This is a genomic window from Phycicoccus sp. Soil748, from assembly GCF_001428025.1.
GTDB lineage: Bacteria > Actinomycetota > Actinomycetes > Actinomycetales > Dermatophilaceae > Pedococcus.
In genome coordinates, this window is sequence record NZ_LMSC01000006.1 from 315,820 (window position 1) to 339,199 (window position 23,380).

Here is a 23,380-nt window from a genome sequence, read left to right on the forward strand (position 1 = left end):
CGCATACGGCGTAGGAAAGTAACCTCGGCCGCGTGACCAGCCACGTGAGCGTCAGCGCGCCCACCGAGGAACGCCATCCCGGGACCACCGCGATCGACACGCGGTCGACCCTGGACATCCTGCGGCTCCTCAACGACGACGACGCCAAGGTGGCCCCGGCGGTCGCGGGGGTGCTGCCAGAGCTGGCGGTGCTCGTCGACCGCGCCGTGGCCTCGATCCGGGCCGGCGGGACCGTGCACTACTTCGGCGCCGGCACGTCGGGGCGGCTGGCCGTCCTCGACGCCGCCGAGCTGCTGCCGACCTTCAACGCCCCCGAAGGCCTGTTCGTCGCCCACCACGCTGGCGGCCTCGGTGCCCTCCTGCGCGCCGTCGAGAACGTCGAGGACGACGTCGAGGCCGGGCGCCGCGAGGCAGAGAGCCTGCGCGCCGGCGACCTGGCGATCGGGCTCACGGCCTCGGGCCGTACGCCGTTCGTCGGCGGGGCGCTGGCCAGGGCCCGCGAGCTCGGCGCCGTCACCGCGCTCGTGACCTCCAACCCCGAGGCCGCCCTTGCCCGGCACGTCGACCACCTGCTGGCCGCACAGACCGGGCCCGAGGTCCTCACCGGCTCGACCCGCCTCAAGGCGGGGACGGCGCAGAAGCTCATCCTCAACTCGTTCTCGACGGCGGTGATGATCCGCCTCGGCCGGACCTGGTCCAACCTCATGGTCGACGTCGTCGCCACCAACGCCAAGCTCCGCGGCCGCGTGCTGCGGATCCTGCAGGAGGCCAGCGGCGCGAGCGAGGGCGACGCCCGGCTGGCGCTCGAGCAGGCCGACGGCGAGCTCAAGCCAGCCCTGCTGTCGCTGCTCGCCGGCACCGACGCGGCCACCGCCCGGGCCGCGATCGTCCAGCACGACGGCTCGGTCGCCCAGGCCCTGGCCGCCCTCGCTCCCACGACAACCCCGACCACCCCACCGCAGTCCCTGACAGGAGACCGTTCATGACTCGTCCAGCGCGCAGGTCCACCGCCCTCGTGGCCGTCCTCGGCGCCACCGCCGCCCTCGCCGCCTGTGCTCCTTCCGGCGGAGGCTCGGACTCCGGCAGCGGTGACAAGGGCACGACCCTGACGGTCTGGTCGTGGCGAGTCGAGGACGAGGCCGCCTACACCAAGATCTTCGACGCGTACGAGAAGGCCCACCCGGGCGTCACGGTGGACTTCAAGGCGTTCAAGGCCACCGAATACAACAAGATCCTCGCGACCGGCCTCGCCGGGTCGGACGGCCCCGACGTGCCGCAGGTCCGCTCCTACGGGCAGCTGCAGACCACTGTCGCGTCCGACGCGCTCGTCCCGCTCGACGGCAAGGTCGACCTGGCCGGCTGGGACGACAACGTCGTCGCCAGCGCCAAGGGCAAGGAGGACGGCAAGATCTACTCGGTGCCGCTCGCCCGCCAGACGACCGTGATGTTCTACAACGAGGACGCGTTCGCCAAGAACGGCCTCAAGGCACCCACGACGTGGGACGAGTTCATGGCCGCGAACACCAAGCTCGCCTCGGCCGGCATGACGCCGATCGCGGTCGGGGCCAAGGACGACTGGACCCTGCCGATCGTGCACGAGGTCCTGGCGGCACCGCGGTTCGGCGGCAAGGCGTTCCAGGACCAGGTCGCCAGCGGCAGCAAGGACTTCACCGACCCCGACTGGGTCGCCTCGGTCAAGGTCGTGAAGGACCTCGAGAAGTTCATGCCCAAGAACGTCACCGGCGTGGCCGTGACCGACGCCCAGACGCTGTTCACCGCCGGCAAGGCGGCCATGCTGCCCGGCGGCTCCTACGACCTCGCGGTGCTGCAGAAGGCCAACCCGCAGATGAAGATCGGCGTCATGCAGGTCCCGCCGCCGCCCGGCTCGCCGAGCGGCTCCGAGGCCACCACAGCCGGCTGGGCCGACGGCAACTTCGCCGTCTCCAAGAAGTCGACGCACCAGGCGCAGGCCATGGACCTCGTGAAGTGGATGTCCACCAAGGAGTTCGGCCAGATGGTCGCCGACGACGTCAAGCAGATCTCCGCGGTCCCCGGCGTCGAGTACAAGGACCCGCTGCTCAAGTCGATGAGTGACAACTACCAGAAGGCGGGCTCGCCCTACCTGCTGCTCACCGACTTCCGCTACGGCGCTCCCTCGGGCACCGACCTGCTCGGCAAGGGGATCCAGCAGCTGCTCCTCGGCAGCAAGGACGCCTCGGCGGTGAGCAAGGACCTCGACACCGGCGTCAAGACCTGGTTCAAGCCGGCCTCGTGACCCGTCGCACCGGACTGCTGTTCGTCCTGCCGGCCCTGCTGCTCTTCGGGATCTTCGTGCTCTACCCCATGGGCACGGCGTTCTCGTACGCGTTCTTCGAGTGGCGGGGCACGGCACGGGGCGCGTTCGCGGGCCTGGACAACTTCCACACCCTGTTCACCCGCGCGCCGTTCACCACCGACCTGCCCCGCGCGCTGCTGCACAACATCCTGTTCTTCGTCGGGACGATGGCGTTCCAGAACACCATCGGCCTCGGGGTGGCGTTCCTGCTGCACCGCCGGGCCCGCACCCGGCGGCTGCTGCAGACGCTCTACGCGATGCCCTACCTCGTGAGCCCGATCGTCATCGGCTACCTGTGGACGCTGCTGCTGTCGCCGACCTTCGGCCCGGTCAACCAGCTGCTCACCAAGGTCGGCCTCGACTCGTGGGCGCTGCCGTGGCTGGGTGACCCGAAGACGGCCCTGTGGGTCGTGGTGCTCGTGAGCGTGTGGCAGTGGATCGGCTTCCCGGTCCTGCTGTACGGCGCCGCGCTCGGTGGGGTGCCCGATGAGCTGACCGAGGCCGCCCGCGTCGACGGCGCCAGCAACCGGCAGGCCTTCCAGAAGGTGACGCTGCCGCTGCTGGTCCCCGCGATCGGCACGGTCTCGGTGCTGACCTTCATCTTCGCGATGGAGGCGTTCGCCCTGCCCTACGCGTTCGGTGGTTCGACCGGAAACCCCGCTGGGTCAACGGACTTCGTGTCGCTGCTGTTCTACCGCACCGCCTTCGACTCCGGCTCGGTCGACGCGATCGGCAGCTCGTCGGCACTGGCGACCCTGCTGTTCATCGTCATCTTCGGCGGGGCCGTGGCGGCCACGTCGGTGCTGCGACGCCACGAGCGGAGGATCACCGCATGAGCGTCGTCGCGCCGGCAGCCACGGCGGCCCCTGACGCCCCGGTCCTCGCGCAGCCGAAGGGGCCACGGCGCCGTACCGGTCAGAAGCCCGTCGGCGGCGTCGCGGCGAGCATCGTGCTGTGGGGGTACGCGGCCATCGCGCTGGTCCCGCTGCTGCTCATGGTCGTCAGCTCGTTCCGCACCAACGCCGACCTCATCACCGACCCGCTCGGGCTGCCGTCGCCGGTGTCGACCCAGAGCTACCGCGAGGCGTGGACGACCGGCAGCTTCGCCACCTACTTCGGCAACTCCCTGCTCGTCACCGTCGGAGCCGTCGCCCTCTCCACGGTCGTCTCGACGATGGCTGCCTACGCGCTGGCGCGGGTGCACTCGAGGGCGTTCCGCGCGCTGGAGTCGCTGTTCCTGTCGGGCCTGATGCTGCCCATCCACCTGGCGATCCTGCCGATCTTCTACCTGTTCGACGGCCTCGGCCTGATCGACTCCCGGTTCGGCCTGGCTCTCATGTACGGCGCGTCCGGGGTGCCGTTCTCGATCTTCGTCCTCACGACGTTCTTCCGGCAGCTGCCCGGGGAGCTCGAGGAGGCCGCGGCGCTCGACGGCGCGTCGCCGTGGCAGACGTTCTGGCGGATCATGGTGCCGCTGGTGCGTCCTGCGCTGGCGACCGTGGCCGTCTTCAGGTTCGTGCCGATCTGGAACGACTTCCTCTTCCCGCTCGTCCTGCTGCGGCGCGAGGAGAAGTACACGTTGCCCGTCGGCCTGACGACGTTCTTCGGCGAGAACGCGACCAACTACTCGGCCGTGTTCGCGGGCCTGGTCATCACCACCATCCCGCTCATCGTGCTGTTCCTGGTCGCCACGAAGCAGATCGTCGCGGGATTGACCGCCGGCATGTCCAAGTGATCCCATCGCCCGCGTGAGCAACGGGGCCTGGGTCGCGGCCGTCGACGCCTGTGTCGCCGCGGTCGACATCGGCGGCTCCGGCCTGCGGGTGCAGGTGCTGCGCGGTGGGCAGACCGGCCCGGTGCGCACTGCCCCCGGGGTGCGTATCCAGCCCGGCGGGATCGACGTGCCGACCCTGGCGCTCGCGGCCCGGGGTCTGCTCGCGCAAGAGCTGGAGGACAGAGCCCCCGACGTCGTGGTGTGGTCGATGCGTGGGCTGCTCTTCCTCGCCGACCGAGACGAGGTGCTGCGTACGGTGCGGTCGACCCTCAGAGCCGCGCGCACCGTCGTCGTCAGCGACGCCGTCGCCAACCTCGTGGGCGCCCTCGGCGGCCTGCGCCCCGGAGCCGTGGTTGCGGCCGGGACCGGGGCGGTCGCGTTCGGCACGGACTTCGCCGAGACCTGGCGTCGGGTCGACGGCTGGGGCCACGTGCTCGGCGACGTGGGTTCGGCTGCCTGGCTCGGCCTCGAGGGACTGCGGGCGGCCCTGCGCGCACACGACGGACTGCCTTCGGGTTCGCGGGCGCTGCTGCGGTCGAGTACGGCGGCGTTCGGTGAGCCGGCGACGTGGCCGCGGCAGGTGATGAACGCGCCCGACGCCCCCGAGCGGCTGGCAGAATTCGCCCCCGCCGTCGCGGACGCGGCAGCCACCGACCCGGTCTGCGCCGACCTGTGCACCCGAGGGGGAGAGGGACTGGGCGACGCGCTGCTCGCCGCGGCGGCGGGCCTGCCCGACCCCGTACTGGCCGCGACCGGAGGGGTGCTCGGTGCCACACCCGTGCGGGAAGCGTTGGAGCAGCGGCTCGCTCGCGACGGGCGGGCGCTCACCGCGGCCGAGGGCAGCGCGCTCGACGGCGCCCGGCTGCTGGGTGCCCACCTCGTGGAGACGGGCGGCCTCCCCACGCACGCGTCATACCTGCTCATCGGCTGACACCCCACGAACGGCCCGTGGGGCGAGCAAGAAGGGCAAGGAGAAAGGCCCCCGCGCAAGCTTGGGGGCCATCTCGTGTGGCGGAGGACAGGGGACCCGCCTTCGCGGCCGGCTCGTTCCTCGCCGCCCGCTCAGGCTCCCGTCACCACCTACCTCCGCACATGAGAAAGGCCCCCGCGCAAGCTTGGGGGCCATCTCGTGTGGCGGAGGATAGGGGATTCGAACCCCTGAGAGCTTTCACTCAACACGCTTTCCAAGCGTGCGCACTAGGCCACTATGCGAATCCTCCGCGGGCGAGGCTACACGGGCGGGGGCCCCGTCCTGAAATCGTCAGCTGGGGGAGCCTGCCGGGGGTCCCACGAGCAGCGCGAGAGTGGTCAGCGCAGCCACCGCGAGGAGCGCCACGGCGGCCGCGGCGAGGGGTCGGGCGAGCATGCGCGCCTGCACCCTCTCGGGCAGCGAACGCGGGGTCTCGCCCCCGACGGAGAGCCGCCAGCCGCCCTCGAGCAGGTGGCGGCGCTCGGCCCGCCAGTCGAACCACACGGTCATGAACGGCGGTACGGCGCTGGCGAGCCCGAGCAGCGTCACGCCCGCCGACCAGCGCTGGTTCACGGCGACGAACAGCGTGCCGAGGCAGTAGGCGATGAACACGATGCCGTGCAGCATGCCGAACACCTGCACGCCCAGCTCGGTGGTGCGGGTGGCGTACTTGAGCACCATCCCGAGCAACAGCAGGGCCCAGGTCGTGGCCTCGGCGACGGCGAGGCGGCGGAAGAGGACGAGCGGTGACATGGGGGCTCCGGGGTCGGTGCGGACGACGTGCGGGGGATGTCGGCCCATTGTCTCAAGAGGGGATTGGCTGCCACGGCACGGCCCCGTCTACACTGGCGACCGGCACCCCGCGTGGTGGTACCTCTCCGAACTCCCCCAGGGCAGGAATGCAGCAAGGGTAGGAGAGCTCTTCCAGGTACGCGGGGTGTCCCTGTGTCTGCGGGGCTTCAGGCCGGGGTTGGCTCACGCCCTGAGCCCGCGCGGAGGTCAGGCGCGGTGGGCCTCGTCGAGGCGGCGTACGCGGCGCATCCCGAAGATCGCGGTGCCGGCGGTGAAGAGCACCAGCACCACGAGCCCGTGGCCGACCCCCGAACGCCCCAGGGCCGCGGTCGCCGCGACGACACCGACGACGGCGAGCAGCAGCGGCCGTGAGTACCAGAACACGACCGAGATGACGGCCGAGCCACCCGAGAACAGCGACACCGGCGGCAGCCCGCGGAACGCCGCCATGAGGTGCGCCGCGGCGACGAGCCCGGTCACGGCCAGCGGCCACCAGATCGCGGTGGTCCCTGCCGACGGGGACGTGATCGTGGTGACCGCCCCGGTGAGGAGGGCCACGACGGCGTACAGGGCCGACGGCACGAGCAGGTGGGCCCTGGCCTCGTCGCGGAACGGCAGCCCGATGAGCGCCGGCGTCCCGGCGTTGTCGCCCTGCAGGCGCACACCCTCCGACCACGCGCCATACCCGAGGTAGGCGGCGAGGATGCCCACGAAGGCGACGATGCTGGGTACGCCCGGGGTCGTGGAGTGGGCCAGCGCCCAGGAGCCTCCGACGGTGAGGACCAGGCCGGCCACGACCGCCCCGGGGGAGCGGCGCAGGCCCAGGGCGTCGCGCGCGGCGACGACGCCGACCGGCCCGTGGGCGCGAAGGCGGGTGTGGCGCAAGCGGGTGTTGGGCGCCGCGACGTCGAGTCGTGCGGCGCGCAGGTCGCCGGCGAGGACGGCGCCACCGACGGTGACCGCCCGGGCCGACTGGGTGCGCAGGCCGACGTGGTGCAGGGCGCGCAGCGACCGCCGTTCGCGCAGGACCGTCGAGGGCCCCCGCATGCCGGTCGGCCACGAGCGCACCTGGCCCCACAGCCACGCGCCGGCGACGGCGAGGCCGAGCAGGATTCCGCCCAGCGTGGAGGGCAGCAGCGCGAGCGGCGAGGCGACCTTGGCCACGACCATGCCGGTGCCGACCACCGCGCCGGTGAGCAGCCCGCCGAGCAGGCAGGCCAGGAAGCTGAGGCGCCACCAGCGCCGCAGGACCACCGCGCGGTCGAGCGCGCTCGTCGCGACGTGGTCGAGGTAGGGCAGGTCGGGCACCACCGGTCCGCGGATCGACCCGACGCGGAACGCGAGCAGCACCAGGGCGAGCACGACGGCGCCGATGACCAGCACCCCCTGCACCCCCGTGAGGTGGCGCGACAGCCAGGCCGGGTCGACGAAGATGAAGAACGCGCGCGAGGCCGGGACCCCGTAGACCAGGGAGGCGATGACGGCGACGTAGGCGGCGTACACCGCGTTGCCCGCGCTCCGGTCGGCCTCGCCGCCGTGGATCACCTCGCGCGCCTGCGCGAGGCGCTCGCGGTCGGTGGTGGGCGCGCTGGCCGGGGTGGTGGTCGCGCTCATGCGCCGGTGATGTCGAGGACCTTGTCGGCCAGCGCCGAGGTCATCACCGGGTCGTGGCAGGCGACGACGAGCGCCGTGCCGGAGGCCTTGCGCGCGCGCAGGATCTCGGTGAGCAGCTCGCGCTTGTGGGTGTCGAGGCGCTGCTCGGGCTCGTCGAGCAGCAGCACCTGGGACGGCCGGAACAGCACCATCGCGAGGTGGAAGAGCTGCTGCTGCCCGGAGGAGAGCTCGTGGGGGAACCGCTCGGAGAGGTGGTCGATCTCGAGGGTGGCCAGCATCGCGTCGGCCCGCTCGTCGGCGGTGTCGATCGCCCCGCCCCACGTCGAGTCGATGAGCACGAGGTGGTCGATGAGCGTGAGGTCGCGGTATGCCGTGGGCGAGCCGACCAGCGCCGCGACCCGCGCGCGGGTCGCCGCGTCGCGTTCGTCGAGGGGTCCGTCGTCGAGGGTGGCGGTGCCGGTGGAGGGCTCGAGGGCGCCGGCGAGGACCTTGAGCAGGGTCGTCTTGCCGCTGCCGTTGGCGCCGCGCAGCACGACGCACCGGCCCGAGCGGACGGTGAGGCTGACCGGCGCCAGCAGCACCGCCCCCTCGATGTCCTTGCCGGCCTTGGACACCTTGATGGTGACCGGTGCGGCAGGGGTGCCGTCACCCGTGGCGGTGACCGCGTCGCCGGCCTGAGCTCGTCGTCCGAACATGGACCTCCCTCGTCACCGGCCAGTGTGTCACCGGGTCGCGGGCGGCCGTGCCGGCAGCCTCAGGAACGGTTCAGGGAGCCCGGGGTTGGCGCGGGGACGAGTCCGGCACGGGCCCCTGCGGAGCCCTCGGCGGCGGGTGCCTCGTGTCAGGCGCGGCGACTAGGGTTCCCCTCGTGAGCACCGCCCTGTACCGCCGCTACCGGCCCGAGTCCTTCGCCGACGTCATCGGGCAGGAGCACGTCACCGAGCCGCTCATGCAGGCGCTGCGCACCGGCCGCGTCAACCACGCCTACCTGTTCTCCGGCCCCCGCGGCTGCGGCAAGACCACCAGCGCCCGCATCCTGGCGCGCTGCCTCAACTGCGAGCATGGCCCGACCCCCGACCCGTGTGGCGTGTGCGAGTCGTGCGTGGCGCTGGCCCGAGGCGGCTCCGGCTCGGTCGACGTCATCGAGATCGACGCCGCCAGCCACGGTGGTGTCGACGACGCCCGCGACCTGCGCGAGCGCGCGTCCTACGGCCCGGCGCAGAGCCGCTTCAAGATCTACATCATCGACGAGGCCCACATGGTCACCCCGCAGGGCTTCAACGCCCTGCTCAAGATCGTCGAGGAGCCGCCGGAGCACGTGAAGTTCGTCTTCGCGACGACCGAGCCCGAGAAGGTCATCGGCACCATCCGCAGCCGCACGCACCACTACCCCTTCCGCCTCGTGCCGCCGGGCCAGCTGTCCGACTACATGCAGCGGCTGTGCGAGCAGGAGGGCGTCGCCGTGGCGCCGGGGGTGCTGTCGTTCGTCACCCGCGCCGGCGGCGGCTCGGTCCGTGACTCCCTGTCCGTGCTCGACCAGCTCATCGCCGGGTCCACCGACGAGGGCCTCACCTACGAGAGCGCCGCGGCCCTGCTCGGGTTCACCGACGGCGAGCTGCTCGACGCCACCATCGACGCCTTCGCCGTGGGTGACGCCGCCGGGGTGTTCCACCAGGTCGACCGGGTCATCGAGACCGGGCTCGACCCCCGCCGGTTCGTCGAGGACCTGCTCGAGCGGCTGCGTGACCTCATCGTCGTCGCGGCCGTGCCCGACGGTGCCTCCTCGGTCCTGCGCGGCCTGCCGGAGGACCAGCTCGAGCGGATGCGCGAGCAGGCGGCGGCGTTCGGCAACGGCGCCCTGTCGCGGGCCGCCGACATCGTCAACGCCGGCCTCACCGAGATGTTCGGCGCCACGGCGCCCCGCCTGCAGCTCGAGCTCATCTGCGCCCGTGTCCTGCTCCCGGGTGCGTCCGGCGAGAGCGGGTACGCCGCACGCCTCGACCGCCTCGAGCGTCGCCTCGACGTCGAGGGCGTGCCCACCGTGGCCGCCCGCGCTCAGGCGCCGGTCCAGCCGGTCGCGTCCGCCGCCGCCCCGGAGCCCGTACCCGCCACCCCGCTGTCCGCGCCCTCGAGCGTCCGGGTGCCGGAGTCGTCCTCGCCGGAACCCGCAGCCGTGCCGAAGTCGTCCCCAGCGCCGGAGACCGCCGCGGTGCCGGAGCCGGCCGCGGCGACCTCGGCGGCCGAGCAGTCCCAGCAGTCCCGACCCGAGCCGGTTCAGCAGTCCCGTCCCGGGCCGGTCGCGTCAGTGGAGCCCGAGCGCGTCCCGCAGGCAACGGTCCAGCACGCACCGGTCCAGCAGACGCCGGCCAAGCCTGAGCCGCAGGAGGCCGGTCGGCCGCAGGCCGGTGGCCTCGACACTGCTGCCATCCGTCGCGCGTGGCCGGACATCCTGGCCTGGATCTTCAAGCACAAGCGCACGACCTGGACGCTGCTGTCGGAGCACGCGACCGTCCACGAGTTCGACGGTCGCCGGGTCATCCTCGGCATCTCGACCGTCGGCATCGCCAACACCTTCCGGCACGGCCCCCACGCCGACCTCGTCCGCCAGGCACTCATCGACGTGCTCGGCGTCGACGCCCGTGTCGAGGGCATCCCGGTCCCCGACGCCCGCCTGTCGGCCCCCAGCGGCGAGTCCCACCCGGTGGTCGGTCGCGAGGAGACCTCCCAAGGCTTCCACGAGCCGGGTTCCGGAGCGTCGTCCTCGGGACCCGAGGCGGGAGGCGGACCCATGGCCGGGGCCGGTGCCTCCGGTCCGGCAAGCAGCGGGCACTCCAGCGGCGGGGCATCCTCCTCCGGTGACGCAGGCGGACGCGCAGCCGCCGCCTACGCAGCCACCGGTGCGGTGGCGCCCACGCCCGAGTCCGGAGACGGAGGCTGGGCCGGCGCCGCCTCCGCGCCGGGAAGCGGCCCCTCGTGGGCGACCGAGCCCGGCCCCGGCGCACCGGGTTCCCAGGGAGCGCCGGCCGTCGCCGTGGCCCCCGCCCCGCCCGGCTCCCTGCTGGCCCGAGCCAAGGCCGAGGTCGCCGCCGAGGAGCCCGAGCGCAAGCCGGAGACCTACGTGGCCGACGACAGCGCGGCCAGCGACGACGACGAGGACATCGAGGCGGTCGGCGACGTGGGTCGCCCCGTCATCGAGCGCATCCTCGGCGGCAGGGTCATCGACGAGGGCTGAGCCCGTGTTGACCCGGCCGACCGCCGCCGAACGAGCCGCCGCCCTCCCCGGTGACGGGCTCGTGGCCCCGGCGGACGTGGTCATGGACCGCGCGTTCAGCCTGCCGGCACCCCCGGATGCGGTCTGGCCGTGGCTGGTGCAGCTCGGCAAGCGGAGGGCCGGCTGGTACCTGCCGGGTTTCCTCGAGCGGGTCGTCCCGCCGTCGCGCAGGGGCCTGCGGCACCTCGACGACCGGCTCGGGCACCTGGCGGTGGGTGACGTCATCCCCGACTGGGGCGGCCGCGACGCCACGTTCACGGTGGCCTCGCTCGAGCCGTCGCAGCACCTGCTCCACACCTCCACCCGGGGACACACCCGCCTGACCTGGTGCCTGCGCCTCCGGCCCGAGGACGGCGGGGGCACCCGCCTGCACCTGCGGCTGCGCATGGCACCGGTGCGGCACCCGCTGCTCGCCGCGCGGTTCGGCGGCCTCGTCGACCAGCTGACGGTGATGGGCCTCGCGGCCGGGCTGCGCGAGCGCGTCCGGTCGGTGTCCGAGGCCCCACCGGCCGGTGGCTGACACCGTCAGGGCATAGGCTCACCCGTGTGTACGAAGGCGTGGTCCAGGACCTGATCGACGAGCTCGGGCGGCTGCCCGGGGTCGGCCCCAAGAGCGCCCAGCGCATCGCCTTCCACCTCCTGCAGTCCGACGCCGTCGACGTGAAGCGGCTGGTCGACGCGCTGACCGAGGTCAAGGCCAAGGTCCGCTTCTGCGCCACGTGCGGCAACGTCGCCGAGGGTGAGCAGTGCAAGATCTGCGCCGACCCCCGCCGCGACGCCAGCTCGATCTGTGTCGTCGAGGAGCCGAAGGACGTCGTCGCCATCGAGCGGACGCGCGAGTTCCGCGGTCGCTACCACGTGCTCGGCGGCGCGATCAGCCCCATCGAGGGCGTCGGCCCCGACGACCTGCGCATCAAGGAGCTCATGACCCGGCTCGCGTCCGGCGAGGTCACCGAGGTCATCATTGCCACCGACCCCAACCTCGAGGGCGAGGCCACGGCGAGCTACCTCGCCCGGTTCCTGCGGCCCATGGGGCTCAAGGTCACCCGGCTCGCCTCGGGCCTGCCGGTGGGTGGAGACCTGGAGTACGCGGACGAGGTCACCCTCGGCCGCGCGTTCGAAGGAAGGCGGTTGCTCGATGTCTGAGGACCTCAAGGTGCTGGCCGACGAGTCCGCCGGCGACGCGCGGCACTACCTGGCCACCGTGACGGAGGTGGCGTCAGGGTCGGCGCCCGACGCGGCCATCCCCATGACGCTGCTGGCGCTCTCGCAGGCCCTGGTCATGGGCACACGGCTCGCAGCGATCCAGGACATCGTGCCCGCGGAGCGCTTCGAGGCCGACACCACCGAGGCCGAGCTAGACCCGCTGCGCACCGGGTTCGCCAACCTGTTCGAGGGCCTCGACGAGTACGCCGACGTCGTCGACCCGGTGACCTCGCCCGAGCTGACCACCGGTTCCCTGTCCAACGACGTCGCCGTGGTCGCCGGCGCGCTGTCGCACGGGCTGCGCCACTTCGACGAGGGGCGGCTGTCCGAGGCCCTGTGGTGGTGGCAGTTCAGCTACCTGTCCGACTGGGGCGAGCGTGCCGCCTCAGCCCTGCGCGTGCTCCAGTCGCTGCTCAGCCACATCCGCCTCGACGCCGACGCGGAGACCATCTCCGAGGCGGAGTTCGACGCGCTGCACCCCTGACGCTGGGTGGCTCGACCGCGCCTCCTCAGGCGATCCGGGTCCCGTTCGGCAGCCGGCGGACCGGGGTGCGCAGCCGGCGCCCGGCCACGGTCGCGGCGCCGGTGCCTGCGAGGAGCAGGAAGGCCAGCCCGTAGGGCCAGACCGGGGCGGTGCCCAGCGCCTTCTCGATGGGGTCCTGGTTGCTGGAGCTGCTCGCCTCGTCCACCCAGCACTCGTCGCTGACGCCGCCGGGGCCGTTGCGCGCCAGCCTCGCCCCGCCGCTGATCCAGCGCATCGGTGTGAAGCCGGCGGAGGTGGACACCTCGTTCCGCTGCGGCGGGCGGGGCTTGGACGGGGCCGCGTCGGCGACGACGACGAACGGGTTGAGCGGGAGCATCCACCAGATCCGCTCGGTGTGGGCCACGTCGGTGGTCCGCGTGAAGGTCGTGCAGTCGGCCCGGGTGGGCTGGCCGGCCTTCATGAGCTGGTCGATCTGCTCCTGCGTCAGCGTCGGGTCGGAGGGGTCGACGTTCGGCGGCTGGTGCGTGTCGTACCAGTTGTCGGGGATCCCGAAGACCGTCTGCTGCTCCTTGTCGGTGACGAGGAACGCCGACAGGGCGAAGCCGATGGTCGTCCCGAAGACGAGCGCACCCATGGCCAGGTAGGTCAGCACCGCCGACGCGATGGGCCGGGCCGTCAGGGTCGAGAACATCAACCCGACCGTGCAGATGACGGCGAGCACGAGCACGAGCACCAGCAGTGACAGCAGGATCCGGCCGAACGAGACGCCGCCCTCGAAGAAGGCCCAGGCCATGAACGGCAGCGCGCTGACGAGGAACGCCATCGACAGCGCCCAGGCGGCCACCAGCTTGCCGAGCACGATGTCCCAGTGCGTGAGCAGCGTGGTCTGCAGCGTGGCGAGCACCCCGTGCTCGCGGTCCCCGTTGACCGAGGTCGCGGTGAGCGAGGGCACGATGAGCATGGCCAGGCCGAGGACGAAGAAGACGACGACGTCGTACATCGCCTCGCCGGAGCGCAGCTGCTCGTCGTTGGTGGCGTAGTAGGCGAGGAACGCCACGAGAGCGATCACCGCGACCCAGATGCCGAGGACCACCGGCCACTTGGAGGTGCGCACCCGCTGGCGCAGCTCGAGGGCGGCGACCGTCCTGATCCCGTGCCAGCTCATCGCCGGTCCTCCGTCGCTGCGAGGTAGGCCGACTCGAGGGCGCCCTGGCTGCGCGCGTAGCCGGTGACGCGGATGCCGTCGCGGACGAGGTCGGCGAGCAGCCGGGCGGCGTTCTCCTCGCCGGCCACCTCCACCTCGGTGAGCCCGCCGCCGACGCGACGCGCGGGCACGTGGTGGTCGGCCAGCCAGGCCGTGAGGCCCTCGAGGTCGAGGGAGTCGATGCGCCACGACGCCGTGGCCGTCAGCGCGTGCTCGTCGTCGAGGCGCTGGGTCTCCAGGCTGCGGCCGCGCGCGACGATGACGGCGCGGTCGGCCACCTCCTGCAGCTCGGTGAGGATGTGGCTGGACACCAGGACGGTCTTGCCCTGGGCGGCGAGGCCGCGCAGGACGTCGCGCAGCTCGATACGGCTGCGGGGGTCGAGGCCGGAGGCCGGCTCGTCGAGCAGGAGGACGCTCGGGTCGTTGATGAGCGCCCGGGCCAGGCCGAGGCGCTGCTTCTGGCCGCGCGACAGGACGCGCGCCCGGCGGTCGGCGAGGTCCTCGAGGTGCACGGTGGCCAGGAGCGCGTCGGTGCGGGTGCGCGCCCGGTCGGGCGCGATCCGGTACGCCGCAGCGACGGTGAGCAGCACCTCCCTCACCGTGAGCGCGTCCCACGTGCCGAACCCGTCGGGCATCCACCCGATCCGCGCACGCACCTCGGTGGGCTGCGTGACGGGGTCGAGCCCGTCGATGCGGATCGCACCCTGGTCCGGGACCAGGAGGGTCGCGAGCATGAGCAGCAGCGTGGTCTTGCCGGAGCCGTTGGGACCGATCAGCGCAGTGACCTCACCGGGGTTGGCGGTGAGGCTGATGCTGTCGACCGCGAGGACGTCGCCGAACGCGCGGCGGACCCCCTGTACCTCGATGGTCATGGGGGGAAGGTAGTGCCTGGGCGCGGCCCCGACGCGGCTTTCGGCGAAGTGGTGCCGAACCGGCGACCGCCCCACCGACCGGCCCAGCCCGGCCGGCGTCTACCGGTGGACCGGCGGCGCGGGGGCGGGGGACAGGGGGGTCGCCTCCGCGAGGTCCGGCCGGTCGTTCCACCGCGCGATGAGGTCGACGGACTTCAGGAGCCGGGTCGAGACCGGCCCCGCTGTGCTCGCGACGTCGACGACCTCACGCACCCAGGTGTCGACGTCGACGCCGGCCGCGACCAGACGGTAGGCGACCGCGATGACGCCGGTGCTCTTCCAGATGCTCTCGCCCGAGGGGATGCCGTGGACGTTGGGACGGCCGCCGAGCAGCTCGTTGAGCCGGCGGCCCACCGCCCGCGGCGGGCCGAGCGGGCAGTAGAGGCTGGGCTCCTCGAAGCTCGGCCCCGCGCCGGCATACACGTGCTGGGGCTCGACCGCGGCGATCCTGGACACGGGCAGGCCGGGCAGGATCCGCACCCCGACGCCCCACGTCACCTGCACCGCCTCGGGCACCTGGCGGGCCCAGGCGACCGTCTCCAGCGCGGTCTCCCAGGTCTCGCCGGGCATGCCGAACATGATGTTGAGCACGGAGGTGACCTCGTGCCGCACCAGGACGTCGACGAGCTGGTCGAGGTGGCGCCGTCGCACCGGTCGGCGGTTGGCCACCAGGACGCTGTCGACCGCCGAGTCGACCGTGATCTCCGGGAAGCCGTTGGTGGCCTTGACGAGCTCGGCCAACCGGTCGGAGAACGGGCGCGGGTTGAGGTATCCGGACCACCGCAGGTCGGGTGCGTAGCCGCGGTCGACGATGCCCTGCAGCACCGCGACGGCGTGGTCCTCGGTGGGCAGGTTGAGCTCCTCGTCGGCGAAGTGGATGTCGCCGACGACCCCGATCTCCCGGGACCGGTCGACGACCTCGCCGATCTCGTCGAGGACGAGGTCGAGGGAGTAGTTGGCGTTGACGCCGGAGGTGTTGGACGAGGTGCAGTAGGAGCAGAACATCCCGCAGCCGGTGCGGGTGCGGACCGGGGCCGAGAAGACCGGGGCGAACAACGGGTCGCGCCGCGTGGTCGTCGCCAGGGCGGCGGTTGCGGGGCGCACCGGCAGCGTGCAGCCCCGGTGGACCAGGCCGTCGACCCCCGACAGGGGTGCCGACGTCCGGATCCGGTGCGCGAGGTCGACGACCGCGGCCTCGCCGTTGCCGAGGATGCCGAGGTCGACGCCGAGCGCGTCGAGGAGCATCTGCGGTGCCGTCGGGAACGCCGCGCCGCCCACGACGAAGGTGGCGTCCGGGGCGCCGCGCCTCGCGGCGTCCACGAGGCCCCGGATCTGGCGCAGGAGCGGGGTGCTGTCGCTGGAGGTGTCGGCGCCGTCCGTGGTCTCCACCGGGACCAGGGTGTCGACGACGCGCAGCGAGAAGCCGACGAGGTCGGGGGCCAGCTCGCGCAGGCGGGTGGTGAGGTGCCCCTCGGCCTCGTCCTCGGGCCGTTCGAGGTACGGGTCCACGATCGTCACGACCGCGCCGGAGTCCTCGAGGGCGGTGCGGAGCCGGTACAGGCCGTACGGGGGCACCGGCCGCCAGGTCTGCCAGGGGTTGGCGTGCACCAGGGCGACCCGCATCCCGCCGAGGTCGGCCCGCATCACCGGGGCCGGCGTCTGGCTGCGCATGGCTCGGGCTCGTCCTCCCTGTCGGGTTCGGTCAGCGGTGGTGTCGGGCGGGCGCCCGGGTGGTGCGCCCGGATCGTCGCACGTTCACTCCGTACGGCGGTCCGACCACTCCGCAGGCCGGTCCGGCCGGGCTTCGGCGCCGGCGTCGCGGGGGATGTCGGTGCGGGCGTCGGTGGGCGTCGCCGCACCGGCCAGCAGCACGACGTCGAGGTGGTGCCAGCTGCGCGCGGCCACCGCGAGGGCGGTGAGCCCGGCGAGCGCGAACGACCACCGGGGGCCGAGGTAGCCACCGGCGAGCGCGCCCAGGCCGAGGGCGACCATCGACGCGAGGCGGCTGGCGCCGTTCGCCGCGGCACTGACCTTGCCCCGGTCGGCCTCGACGGTGCGCGTGAGCAGCACCGGCCAGAGGCACACCGTCGAGGCCATCACGAACACCCCGATCCCCGCGAAGGAGAGGGCGAGCACCAGCTCGTCGGGAGCGGCGCCCGCCACGAGCATGGACGCGCCGGCCCCCGCCACGCCGCCGATCGCCAGGCGCACGCGTGAGCGCTCGGTGCGCATCTGGGAGGCCCAGGCGGCGCCGGCCACGGTGCCGGCGGCGCTCGCGGCCTGGACCAGGCCGAAGACGGTCGTCGACGCGTCGAGGCTGTCCCGGACGAGGAAGACCTCGAGCACGTTGGCCGTCTCCAGGGCCAGCACGAAGGGCACCATCGACGACAGCAGGGTCCAGCTGACGGGGTCGGCGTGCAGCACCCGGAAGCCCGCCGCCGACCAGACCTGGGCGGCGAGGGTGAGCGGGGCGGCGTGCCGGTCACCGCGCCGCCGGGTCCGCACGGCGGCTGCGGCGGCGGCGAGGGCCACGAAGGCGCCGAGGGCGATCCACAGGGGTGCGTCGTGACCGAAGTGACCGGCGCTCACGCCGGCCACCGCGGCACCGACCACGCCGGTGACGGCGAGCGCCCCCTGCTGGACGGCCGTGGCCCGGCCCAGGTTGTGCTCGCCGACGGCTCGCGGCAGCAGCGCGGCCCAGGTCGGGTTGGCGAAGGACTGGCCGAGCTGCAGGGCGATGACGAAGAGGTACATCTGCGGTCCGGTGCCGGTCAGCACGAGGCCGGCCAGGGCGGCGGCCTGCACGAGCGAGGCGGTGACCAGGACCCGCCGGGAGTCGCAGCGGTCGGCGACGTGCCCGGCGATCCCCACGGTGAGCGCCATCGGCAGGGCGAAGGCGGCGAGGAGCAGTGCCATACCGCTGGCGCCGCCCCCCTCGTCGTGCACCCGGAGGGTCAGCGCGAACAGCGTGAGGGTGTCGCCGGTGTAGGACAGGACCCGGGCCGGGAGGATGACGCGCAGGTCGCGGATGCGCCAGAGCGCGCCACGGCCTCGGCTCCTGGCACCCATGGTCACAACCCCTGACATGTCCAACCCGCTGCGTGCGCGATGGCATCGGCGGGGCCCCTGCTTGACCCGCGGCGCCTCGACGCGAAGCCGGAGGAGCCACATTCCGCCTACGGTGCAGCAGGTTGCACTGTAAACGGCACGGGGGCCTCGTGCCGCTCGAACGAGCAGGTGAATCCGTGGACCGCGGCCCACCCCGGCTGGGTACGGCGTCCGCGTGGCTGCCGCCCGCGCGGCCCGACGCCCGTGGGGTCCGGCGTCCGGTATGCGGCGGCCGCGTCCCACCATGAGGACGGTCGTTAGACTGGCCGCTCCGCGCGGACGTGGACCCCACGTGCGCCCCCTGCACCGTCGTCTGGTCCCCAGGAGTCCCACCGTGCCGATCGTCGTCCAGAAGTACGGCGGCTCATCGCTGGCTGACGCCGCCAGCATCAAGAGGGTCGCCCGCCGGATCGCCGAGGCGAAGAAGGCCGGCAACGACGTCTGCGTGGCCGTGTCGGCCATGGGTGACAGCACCGACGAGCTGCTCGACCTCGCCAACGAGGTCAGCCCCCAGCCCCCGCCGCGCGAGATGGACATGCTGCTCACCGCGGGTGAGCGCATCTCGATGGCGCTGGTCGCCATGGCCATCGCCGACCTCGGCTACACCGTGCGCTCCTTCACCGGCAGCCAGGCAGGCGTCATCACCGACTCCTCGCACGGCAAGGCGCGCATCATCGACGTGACGCCGGGCCGGGTGACCGACGCCCTCGACAAGGGCCACATCGTCATCGTCGCCGGGTTCCAGGGCGTCAGCCAGGACACCAAGGAGATCACCACGCTGGGCCGTGGTGGCACCGACACCACCGCCGTCGCGCTGGCCGCCGCCCTCGGCGCCGACGTGTGCGAGATCTACACCGACGTCGACGGCGTGTTCACCGCCGACCCGCGCATCGTCCCCGCGGCCCGCAAGATCGCCCGCATCTCCAACGAGGAGATGCTCGAGCTCGCCGCCTCCGGCTCCAAGGTGCTGCACCTGCGCAGCGTCGAGTACGCCCGCCGCTTCGGCATCCCGATCCACGTCCGCAGCTCCTTCTCCGCGAAGGAGGGCACCATCGTCACGGACACCCCCACCACCACCACCGCAGGAGAGACCGTGGAAGCCCCCATCATCGCCGGTGTCGCCCACGACCGGAGCGAAGCGAAGATCACGGTCGTCGGCGTCCCCGACCACCCCGGCAAGGCCGCCGAGATCTTCCAGACCTGCGCCGACGCCGAGATCAACATCGACATGATCGTCCAGAACGTGTCGGCGACCGAGACCGGCCTGACCGACATCTCGTTCACCTGCCCCAAGACCGACGGGCAGACCGGCGTGCAGGCCCTGCGCAAGGTGCAGGACTCGGTGGGGTTCAGCTCGATCCAGTACGACGACCAGATCGGCAAGCTGTCGCTCGTGGGTGCCGGCATGCGGTCCCACCCGGGCGTCTCGGCCACCTTCTTCAAGGCGCTGGCCGACACCGGCGTCAACATCGAGATGATCTCCACCTCCGAGATCCGCATCTCCGTCGTCACCCGTGCGGAGGTGCTCGACGACGCCGTCCGTGCGGTCCACACGGCGTTCGGGCTCGACTCCGCCGACGGGGAAGCCGTCGTCTACGGGGGCAGCGGCCGGTGAGCTCACTCGCCTCGAGGGCCCCCAGGCCGACCCTGGCCCTGGTGGGTGCGACGGGCGCGGTGGGCTCGGTCACCCAGCAGGTGCTTGCGATGCGGGCCGACATCTGGGGGGAGATCCGGGCTGCCGCCGCGCCCGAGGACGCCGGCACCGAGCTGACCGTCTGCGGTCGCGACGTCGTCGTCCAGCACCTCACGCCGGAGTTCTTCGACGGGGTCGACATCGCCCTCGTGGACCTGCCCGCACCGGTCGCCGCCCACTGGGCCCCGGTCGCGGCGGCCCGTGGCGCGGTCGTCATCGACAACAGCTCGGCGCTGCGCGGCGACCCCGACATCCCGCTGGTGGTGCCGGAGGTCAACCCGCTCCAGGTCCGCAACCGCCCCAAGGGCATCATCGCCAACCCTGGTGCCACGACGCTCACGATGATCGACGCGCTCGGCGTGCTGCACACCGGGTGGGAGCTCACCGAGCTCGTCGTCGCCACCTACCAGGCGGCCTCTGGTGCAGGACGCGCCGGTATGGCGCGCCTGCACGACGAGCTCGAGGTGGTGGCCGGCCACCGCGAGCTGGGCCAGCAGCCCGGCGACGTGCGCCGCCTCATCGAGTTCGAGCTCGGCACCGAGTCGCCCTTCCCGGCTCCGCTGGCCCTCAACGTGCTGCCCTGGATCGGGACCGCGGCCGAGGATGGCTGGACCACCGAGGAGCTCAAGATCCGCAACGAGACCCGCAAGGTGCTCGGCCTCCCTGACCTGCGCGTGTCGGCGACCTGCGTCCGCGTCCCGGTCGTCTCGACGCACTCGGTGGCGGTGCACGCGACGTTCGCCCGGCCGATCGACGTCGACGAGGCCCGGCAGGCGCTCATCGAGGCGCCGGCCGTCGTCGTGCTCGACGACCCGGAGACGACCGAGTTCCCCACGCCCAACGACACCGTGGGCTCGGACCCCCGGTTCGCGGGGCGGCTGCGCCAGGCGCTCGACTTCCCCAACACGCTCGACTTCTTCATCTGCGGCGACAACCTGCGCAAGGGCGGGGCGCTCAACATGGTGCAGGTCGCCGAGCTCGTCGCCCGAGACCTCGCCGTCGCCGCCTGAGCAGGCCGGTCCCACCCGCTGAGCGGTGGGGTCCCACCGGCTGGGCACCGACCCTGGGCCCGGTGCGCATGCCGGACACTGTCCGTGGGGTCGGCCGTGGGGTCGGTTCGTCGGATGCTTCGTCACGGCTCGGTGACGAACGCGCCGGCGGGCGTGTCGCTTGACATGTGACTCGTGTGACTGATGTGACGATTGGGGCTCCACCGTTGATGAGCCAGGGGGCAGAAGACATGGACGACGAGGACCGCACTCCGACCCGCGTCTGGCGGCGGCACCGGCTGCGCCAGATCATGCTGTTCGTCACCGTCCCGGGGGTGCTGCTCGGCACCGCGAGCATCACCGCTGCCTACTCCAGCGGGTGGATGACGCCGGCCCCGCCCAAGGCGGCCTGCCAGCCCACCATCGTGCCGGCGCCGGCCCGTGGGTCCTTCACGGTCAACGTCATGAACGCCACCGGGGTCAGCGGCACCGCGGCCCAGGTCGCGGCCGGCCTCGGCAAGCGCAAGTTCACCGTCGGCGGCATCAGCAACGCCCCGGACTCCTGGTACGTGACCCCGCCGGCCGTGATCCACCACGGGCCGCAGGGGCTCGACCAGGCGCTGCTCACGGCGACCCAGATCCCCGGCGCCAAGCTCTTCGAGGACACCCGCACCGGCACCACCGTCGACGTCGTCGTCGGCCTGGGCTACAAGGACCTCGTGCCGCTGCCCGCACGGCTCAAGCCGATCCCGTCCGAGGTGGCGGTCAACGTCTACAACACGACCTACAAGACCGGTCTGGCCAAGACCGTCGCCGACGAGGTCGCGGCCCGCGGCTTCAAGGTCAAGGACGTCTCCAACGACCCCCTGCGCACCATGCAGCTCGGCACCGCCGTGATCCGCTACGGCGAGGACGGCGACCTCGCCGCGGCCCTGCTCAAGCAGCACGTCCCCGGCGCGCAGCTCGTCAAGGACGACCGCCGGGGCGCCGGCCTCGACCTGGTCATCGGCAACGCCTACACCGGCCTCACCCCCGCGGCCGACGTGCCGCCGCTGCCCGCGCGACCCAAGCTGCCGACGCCCACGGTCGCCCGCCCCTGCTCCGACAGCTGAGCTGAGCCGTCGCCCGGCGGCGGACCGTGGTTGTCCGGAGGGGACGAACCGGGCACAGTGGTGGCCCGATGCGCCTCCCACACCGGTATGCCGTGCCCCTCCTGGTGCTGCCCCTCGCCCTGGTCGCCGGGTGCGGAGGCGACCCCGCGTCCCCCGCGGCGGACGTCACCGGGGCGATGACGAACACCACGACACCGCCATTCCCCACGACCCCTCCTGGTAGGACCACGACCGCCACGAAGGCCCCGACGAAGGTCACCAAGGCCACCAAGGCGGCCACCGCATCGACCAGGACCACGCGCCGTACCGCGTCGCCGTTGCCCACCCGGGCGGCCGCTCAGCCACCGAAGCCGGTGACCTCCCTCGCGCCCGTGCCGCGCGCCGGTGCCGAGCCCACCACCCGCTTCCCCGCCAACGAGCCGGCGGTCGGTTCCGGGGCCAACGCCACCGTCGGGCCGGTTCCCGACTCGGAGTGGTCGCGGATGGCCGGGTACTCGTGGACCCCGGGCTGCCCGGTGGGGCGTACGCAGCTGAGGTGGGTGCGCGTGAACTTCTGGGGGTTCGACGGCAAGCGCTCCCGCGGGTCCCTGGTGGTCAACGCCTCCATCGCCGACGAGGCCGCGGCAGCCTTCACGAGCCTCTACGGGGAGCGCTTCCGGATCCGCCAGATGAAGCCGATGGACTCGCGCTGGGGCCACAACCCCAAGGGGCCCGGTGCCGACGACTACGCCGCGATGGAGGCCGACAACACCTCGGCCTTCAACTGCCGCTACGTCGGTGGCCAGGAGGCGAGCAAGGTCTACAGCAAGCACGCCTACGGCACGGCCATCGACGTCAACGACTTCGAGAACCCGTATGTCGCCGACGACGGCACCGTGTACCCCGACCGCTACTGGCTGACCCGGCGCGGACCCGCCGCCGGGGTGTTCTCCTCCAGCGGCAGCGCAGCCGTCCGCGCGTTCACCTCCCAGGGCCTGCACTGGGGCGGCCTGTGGAGCAACCCCGACCTGCAGCACTTCGACCGATGAGCCGCATCCGTCCGGTGCTCGTCTCGGCCACCGTCGCGCTCGCGGTCCTCGGCGCCGCAGGCTGTGGGGGCGAACGACAGGCCGCCGCGCCGACGACCTCTGCTCCCAGCGCCACCTCGAGCACGACTACCGTCGCGCCGGCACCGACGTCGCCGACCACCCCCACGACGACCCGGGCGAAACCCGCACCCAAACCCAAACCCAAACCCGAGCCGAAGCCCAGGCCCAAGCCGTCGCACCGCCCGACGACGACGAGGCCGAGCGCGCAGCCATCCAGCAGGCCCGCACCCAAGCCGTCCCCAACTCCCGCGGCCGCGACCTGCCAGGTGCCGTCAGGCGTCACGGCGTCGCAGGTCGTCCTCGTCACCTCGGCCGGGTCCTCGGCGACCGTCCGCGCGTGCCGACGGTCCGGCGGCCGCTACCTGCTGTCCCTGGGCCCCTACTCGGGACACGTCGGCCGCAACGGGGTGAGCTCGGCCAAGAGGGAGGGCGACCTGCGCACGCCGGTCGGCACGTTCCCGCTGCGCGGCGGCTTCGGCGTGCGCGCCAACCCGGGCCTGGCCATGGGCTGGTTCCGTGTCGACAGCCAGGACGTCTGGGTCGACGACAGCGGGTCCTCGCTCTACAACACCCACCAGCGCACGCCCACCAACGGCCGGTGGGACTCGGCCGAGGAGCTGCTCAACAGCCCGGCCTACGACTACGCCCAGGTCGTCGGCTACAACGAGTCGCGCACGCCCGGCCGGGGTTCGGCGATCTTCTTCCACGTCGACCTCGGCCACGGCACCGCGGGCTGCATCTCGCTGCCGGCGGGCCCGCTCCTCGCGGTGATGCAGTGGGAGCGGCCCGGCGCCGTCATGTCCATCCGCTGAGTGGCGCTCTGGCCGGA

Annotated in this window: 21 protein-coding genes, 1 tRNA gene and 1 other RNA gene; 15 read left to right on the forward strand and 8 right to left on the reverse strand. The window is 72.8% G+C overall.

Going from position 1 to position 23,380, the window contains the following annotated elements:
• The first annotated feature begins 32 nt into the window (after positions 1-32).
• The 5 genes from ASG70_RS06510 to ASG70_RS06530 are packed head-to-tail and all read left to right on the forward strand — an operon-like array spanning position 33 to position 5,040.
• Complete coding sequence (locus ASG70_RS06510; RefSeq protein WP_056883015.1) at positions 33-986, forward strand: N-acetylmuramic acid 6-phosphate etherase; 954 nt, start codon at positions 33-35, stop codon at positions 984-986.
• Entirely contained in the window at positions 983-2,275 is a 1,293-nt protein-coding gene (locus ASG70_RS06515; protein ID WP_056883016.1) for an ABC transporter substrate-binding protein, read from the forward strand. Before ASG70_RS06510 ends, ASG70_RS06515 begins: the two co-directional genes overlap by 4 nt.
• Entirely contained in the window at positions 2,272-3,171 is a 900-nt protein-coding gene (locus tag ASG70_RS06520) for a carbohydrate ABC transporter permease (protein WP_056883017.1), read from the forward strand. The genes ASG70_RS06515 and ASG70_RS06520 overlap by 4 nt, the downstream gene beginning before the upstream one ends.
• Positions 3,168-4,070: a carbohydrate ABC transporter permease gene (locus tag ASG70_RS06525; protein WP_056883018.1), complete on the forward strand. Its 903-nt coding sequence runs from the start codon at positions 3,168-3,170 to the stop codon at positions 4,068-4,070. The genes ASG70_RS06520 and ASG70_RS06525 overlap by 4 nt, the downstream gene beginning before the upstream one ends.
• Before the next feature lie 13 nt (positions 4,071-4,083).
• Positions 4,084-5,040: a BadF/BadG/BcrA/BcrD ATPase family protein gene (locus ASG70_RS06530; protein ID WP_056883019.1), complete on the forward strand. Its 957-nt coding sequence runs from the start codon at positions 4,084-4,086 to the stop codon at positions 5,038-5,040.
• Positions 5,041-5,241: 201 nt separating this feature from the next.
• On the opposite strand, the gene ASG70_RS06535 is transcribed toward ASG70_RS06530, so the two are convergent.
• Both ASG70_RS06535 and ASG70_RS06540 read right to left on the reverse strand, forming a co-directional pair.
• Positions 5,242-5,329: transfer RNA gene (locus ASG70_RS06535), tRNA-Ser, on the reverse strand.
• A gap of 41 nt (positions 5,330-5,370) precedes the next feature.
• Entirely contained in the window at positions 5,371-5,832 is a 462-nt protein-coding gene (locus ASG70_RS06540) for a DUF3817 domain-containing protein (protein WP_056883020.1), read from the reverse strand.
• A 98-nt stretch (positions 5,833-5,930) separates the two neighbouring features.
• Between ASG70_RS06540 and ffs the strand changes: the two genes are divergently transcribed.
• An RNA gene (gene ffs / locus ASG70_RS18800) (signal recognition particle sRNA small type) lies at positions 5,931-6,029 on the forward strand.
• A gap of 49 nt (positions 6,030-6,078) precedes the next feature.
• Here ffs and ASG70_RS06545 read toward each other — a convergent pair.
• Positions 6,079-7,485 (reverse strand): hypothetical protein, encoded by a 1,407-nt coding sequence (locus ASG70_RS06545; RefSeq protein ID WP_056883021.1) that lies wholly within the window; start codon positions 7,483-7,485, stop codon positions 6,079-6,081.
• Positions 7,482-8,180: an ABC transporter ATP-binding protein gene (locus tag ASG70_RS06550; protein WP_082590209.1), complete on the reverse strand. Its 699-nt coding sequence runs from the start codon at positions 8,178-8,180 to the stop codon at positions 7,482-7,484. Before ASG70_RS06550 ends, ASG70_RS06545 begins: the two co-directional genes overlap by 4 nt.
• A gap of 173 nt (positions 8,181-8,353) precedes the next feature.
• On the opposite strand from ASG70_RS06550, the gene ASG70_RS06555 reads away from it, so the two are divergent.
• The 4 genes from ASG70_RS06555 to ASG70_RS06570 are packed head-to-tail and all read left to right on the forward strand — an operon-like array spanning position 8,354 to position 12,446.
• Positions 8,354-10,717 carry a DNA polymerase III subunit gamma and tau gene (locus tag ASG70_RS06555; RefSeq protein WP_056883022.1) on the forward strand — a complete coding sequence of 788 codons (2,364 nt, stop codon included), beginning with the start codon at positions 8,354-8,356 and terminating at the stop codon, positions 10,715-10,717.
• 4 nt (positions 10,718-10,721) lie between these two features.
• On the forward strand, positions 10,722-11,276 hold the full coding sequence (locus ASG70_RS19625) for an SRPBCC family protein (RefSeq protein WP_056883023.1): 555 nt from the start codon (positions 10,722-10,724) through the stop codon (positions 11,274-11,276).
• A 26-nt stretch (positions 11,277-11,302) separates the two neighbouring features.
• A complete protein-coding gene (recR, locus tag ASG70_RS06565) occupies positions 11,303-11,902 on the forward strand; it encodes a recombination mediator RecR (RefSeq protein WP_056883024.1) in 600 nt (199 codons plus the stop codon).
• On the forward strand, positions 11,895-12,446 hold the full coding sequence (locus tag ASG70_RS06570; RefSeq protein ID WP_056883025.1) for a DUF5063 domain-containing protein: 552 nt from the start codon (positions 11,895-11,897) through the stop codon (positions 12,444-12,446). Before recR ends, ASG70_RS06570 begins: the two co-directional genes overlap by 8 nt.
• Positions 12,447-12,471: 25 nt before the next feature.
• Here ASG70_RS06570 and ASG70_RS06575 read toward each other — a convergent pair whose 3' ends face one another.
• From ASG70_RS06575 to ASG70_RS06590, 4 genes are all read right to left on the reverse strand, one after another.
• Entirely contained in the window at positions 12,472-13,611 is a 1,140-nt protein-coding gene (locus tag ASG70_RS06575; protein WP_056883026.1) for an ABC transporter permease, read from the reverse strand.
• A complete protein-coding gene (locus ASG70_RS06580) occupies positions 13,608-14,522 on the reverse strand; it encodes an ABC transporter ATP-binding protein (RefSeq protein WP_056883027.1) in 915 nt (304 codons plus the stop codon). Before ASG70_RS06580 ends, ASG70_RS06575 begins: the two co-directional genes overlap by 4 nt.
• 99 nt (positions 14,523-14,621) lie before the next feature.
• Positions 14,622-16,232, reverse strand: coding sequence for a radical SAM protein (locus ASG70_RS06585; RefSeq protein ID WP_056883028.1), 1,611 nt, complete (start codon positions 16,230-16,232; stop codon positions 14,622-14,624).
• Between the two features lie 84 nt (positions 16,233-16,316).
• Positions 16,317-17,630, reverse strand: a complete 1,314-nt coding sequence (locus ASG70_RS06590) for an MFS transporter (protein WP_056883029.1) — start codon at positions 17,628-17,630, stop codon at positions 16,317-16,319.
• A 373-nt stretch (positions 17,631-18,003) separates the two neighbouring features.
• Between ASG70_RS06590 and ASG70_RS06595 the strand changes: the two genes are divergently transcribed.
• The 5 genes from ASG70_RS06595 (at position 18,004) to ASG70_RS06615 (ending at position 23,363) form a co-directional block, all read left to right on the forward strand.
• The gene (locus tag ASG70_RS06595) at positions 18,004-19,284 is read left to right on the forward strand and encodes an aspartate kinase (protein ID WP_056883030.1); all 1,281 of its coding nucleotides are present in this window, start codon (positions 18,004-18,006) and stop codon (positions 19,282-19,284) included.
• Positions 19,281-20,372 carry an aspartate-semialdehyde dehydrogenase gene (locus ASG70_RS06600; protein WP_056883031.1) on the forward strand — a complete coding sequence of 364 codons (1,092 nt, stop codon included), beginning with the start codon at positions 19,281-19,283 and terminating at the stop codon, positions 20,370-20,372. The genes ASG70_RS06595 and ASG70_RS06600 overlap by 4 nt, the downstream gene beginning before the upstream one ends.
• 230 nt (positions 20,373-20,602) lie before the next feature.
• The gene (locus tag ASG70_RS06605) at positions 20,603-21,463 is read left to right on the forward strand and encodes a LytR C-terminal domain-containing protein (protein WP_056883032.1); all 861 of its coding nucleotides are present in this window, start codon (positions 20,603-20,605) and stop codon (positions 21,461-21,463) included.
• Positions 21,464-21,531: 68 nt separating this feature from the next.
• A complete protein-coding gene (locus tag ASG70_RS06610; RefSeq protein WP_056883033.1) occupies positions 21,532-22,491 on the forward strand; it encodes a M15 family metallopeptidase in 960 nt (319 codons plus the stop codon).
• A gap of 326 nt (positions 22,492-22,817) precedes the next feature.
• Positions 22,818-23,363 carry a L,D-transpeptidase gene (locus ASG70_RS06615; protein ID WP_056883034.1) on the forward strand — a complete coding sequence of 182 codons (546 nt, stop codon included), beginning with the start codon at positions 22,818-22,820 and terminating at the stop codon, positions 23,361-23,363.
• The last annotated feature ends 17 nt before the right edge of the window (positions 23,364-23,380 follow it).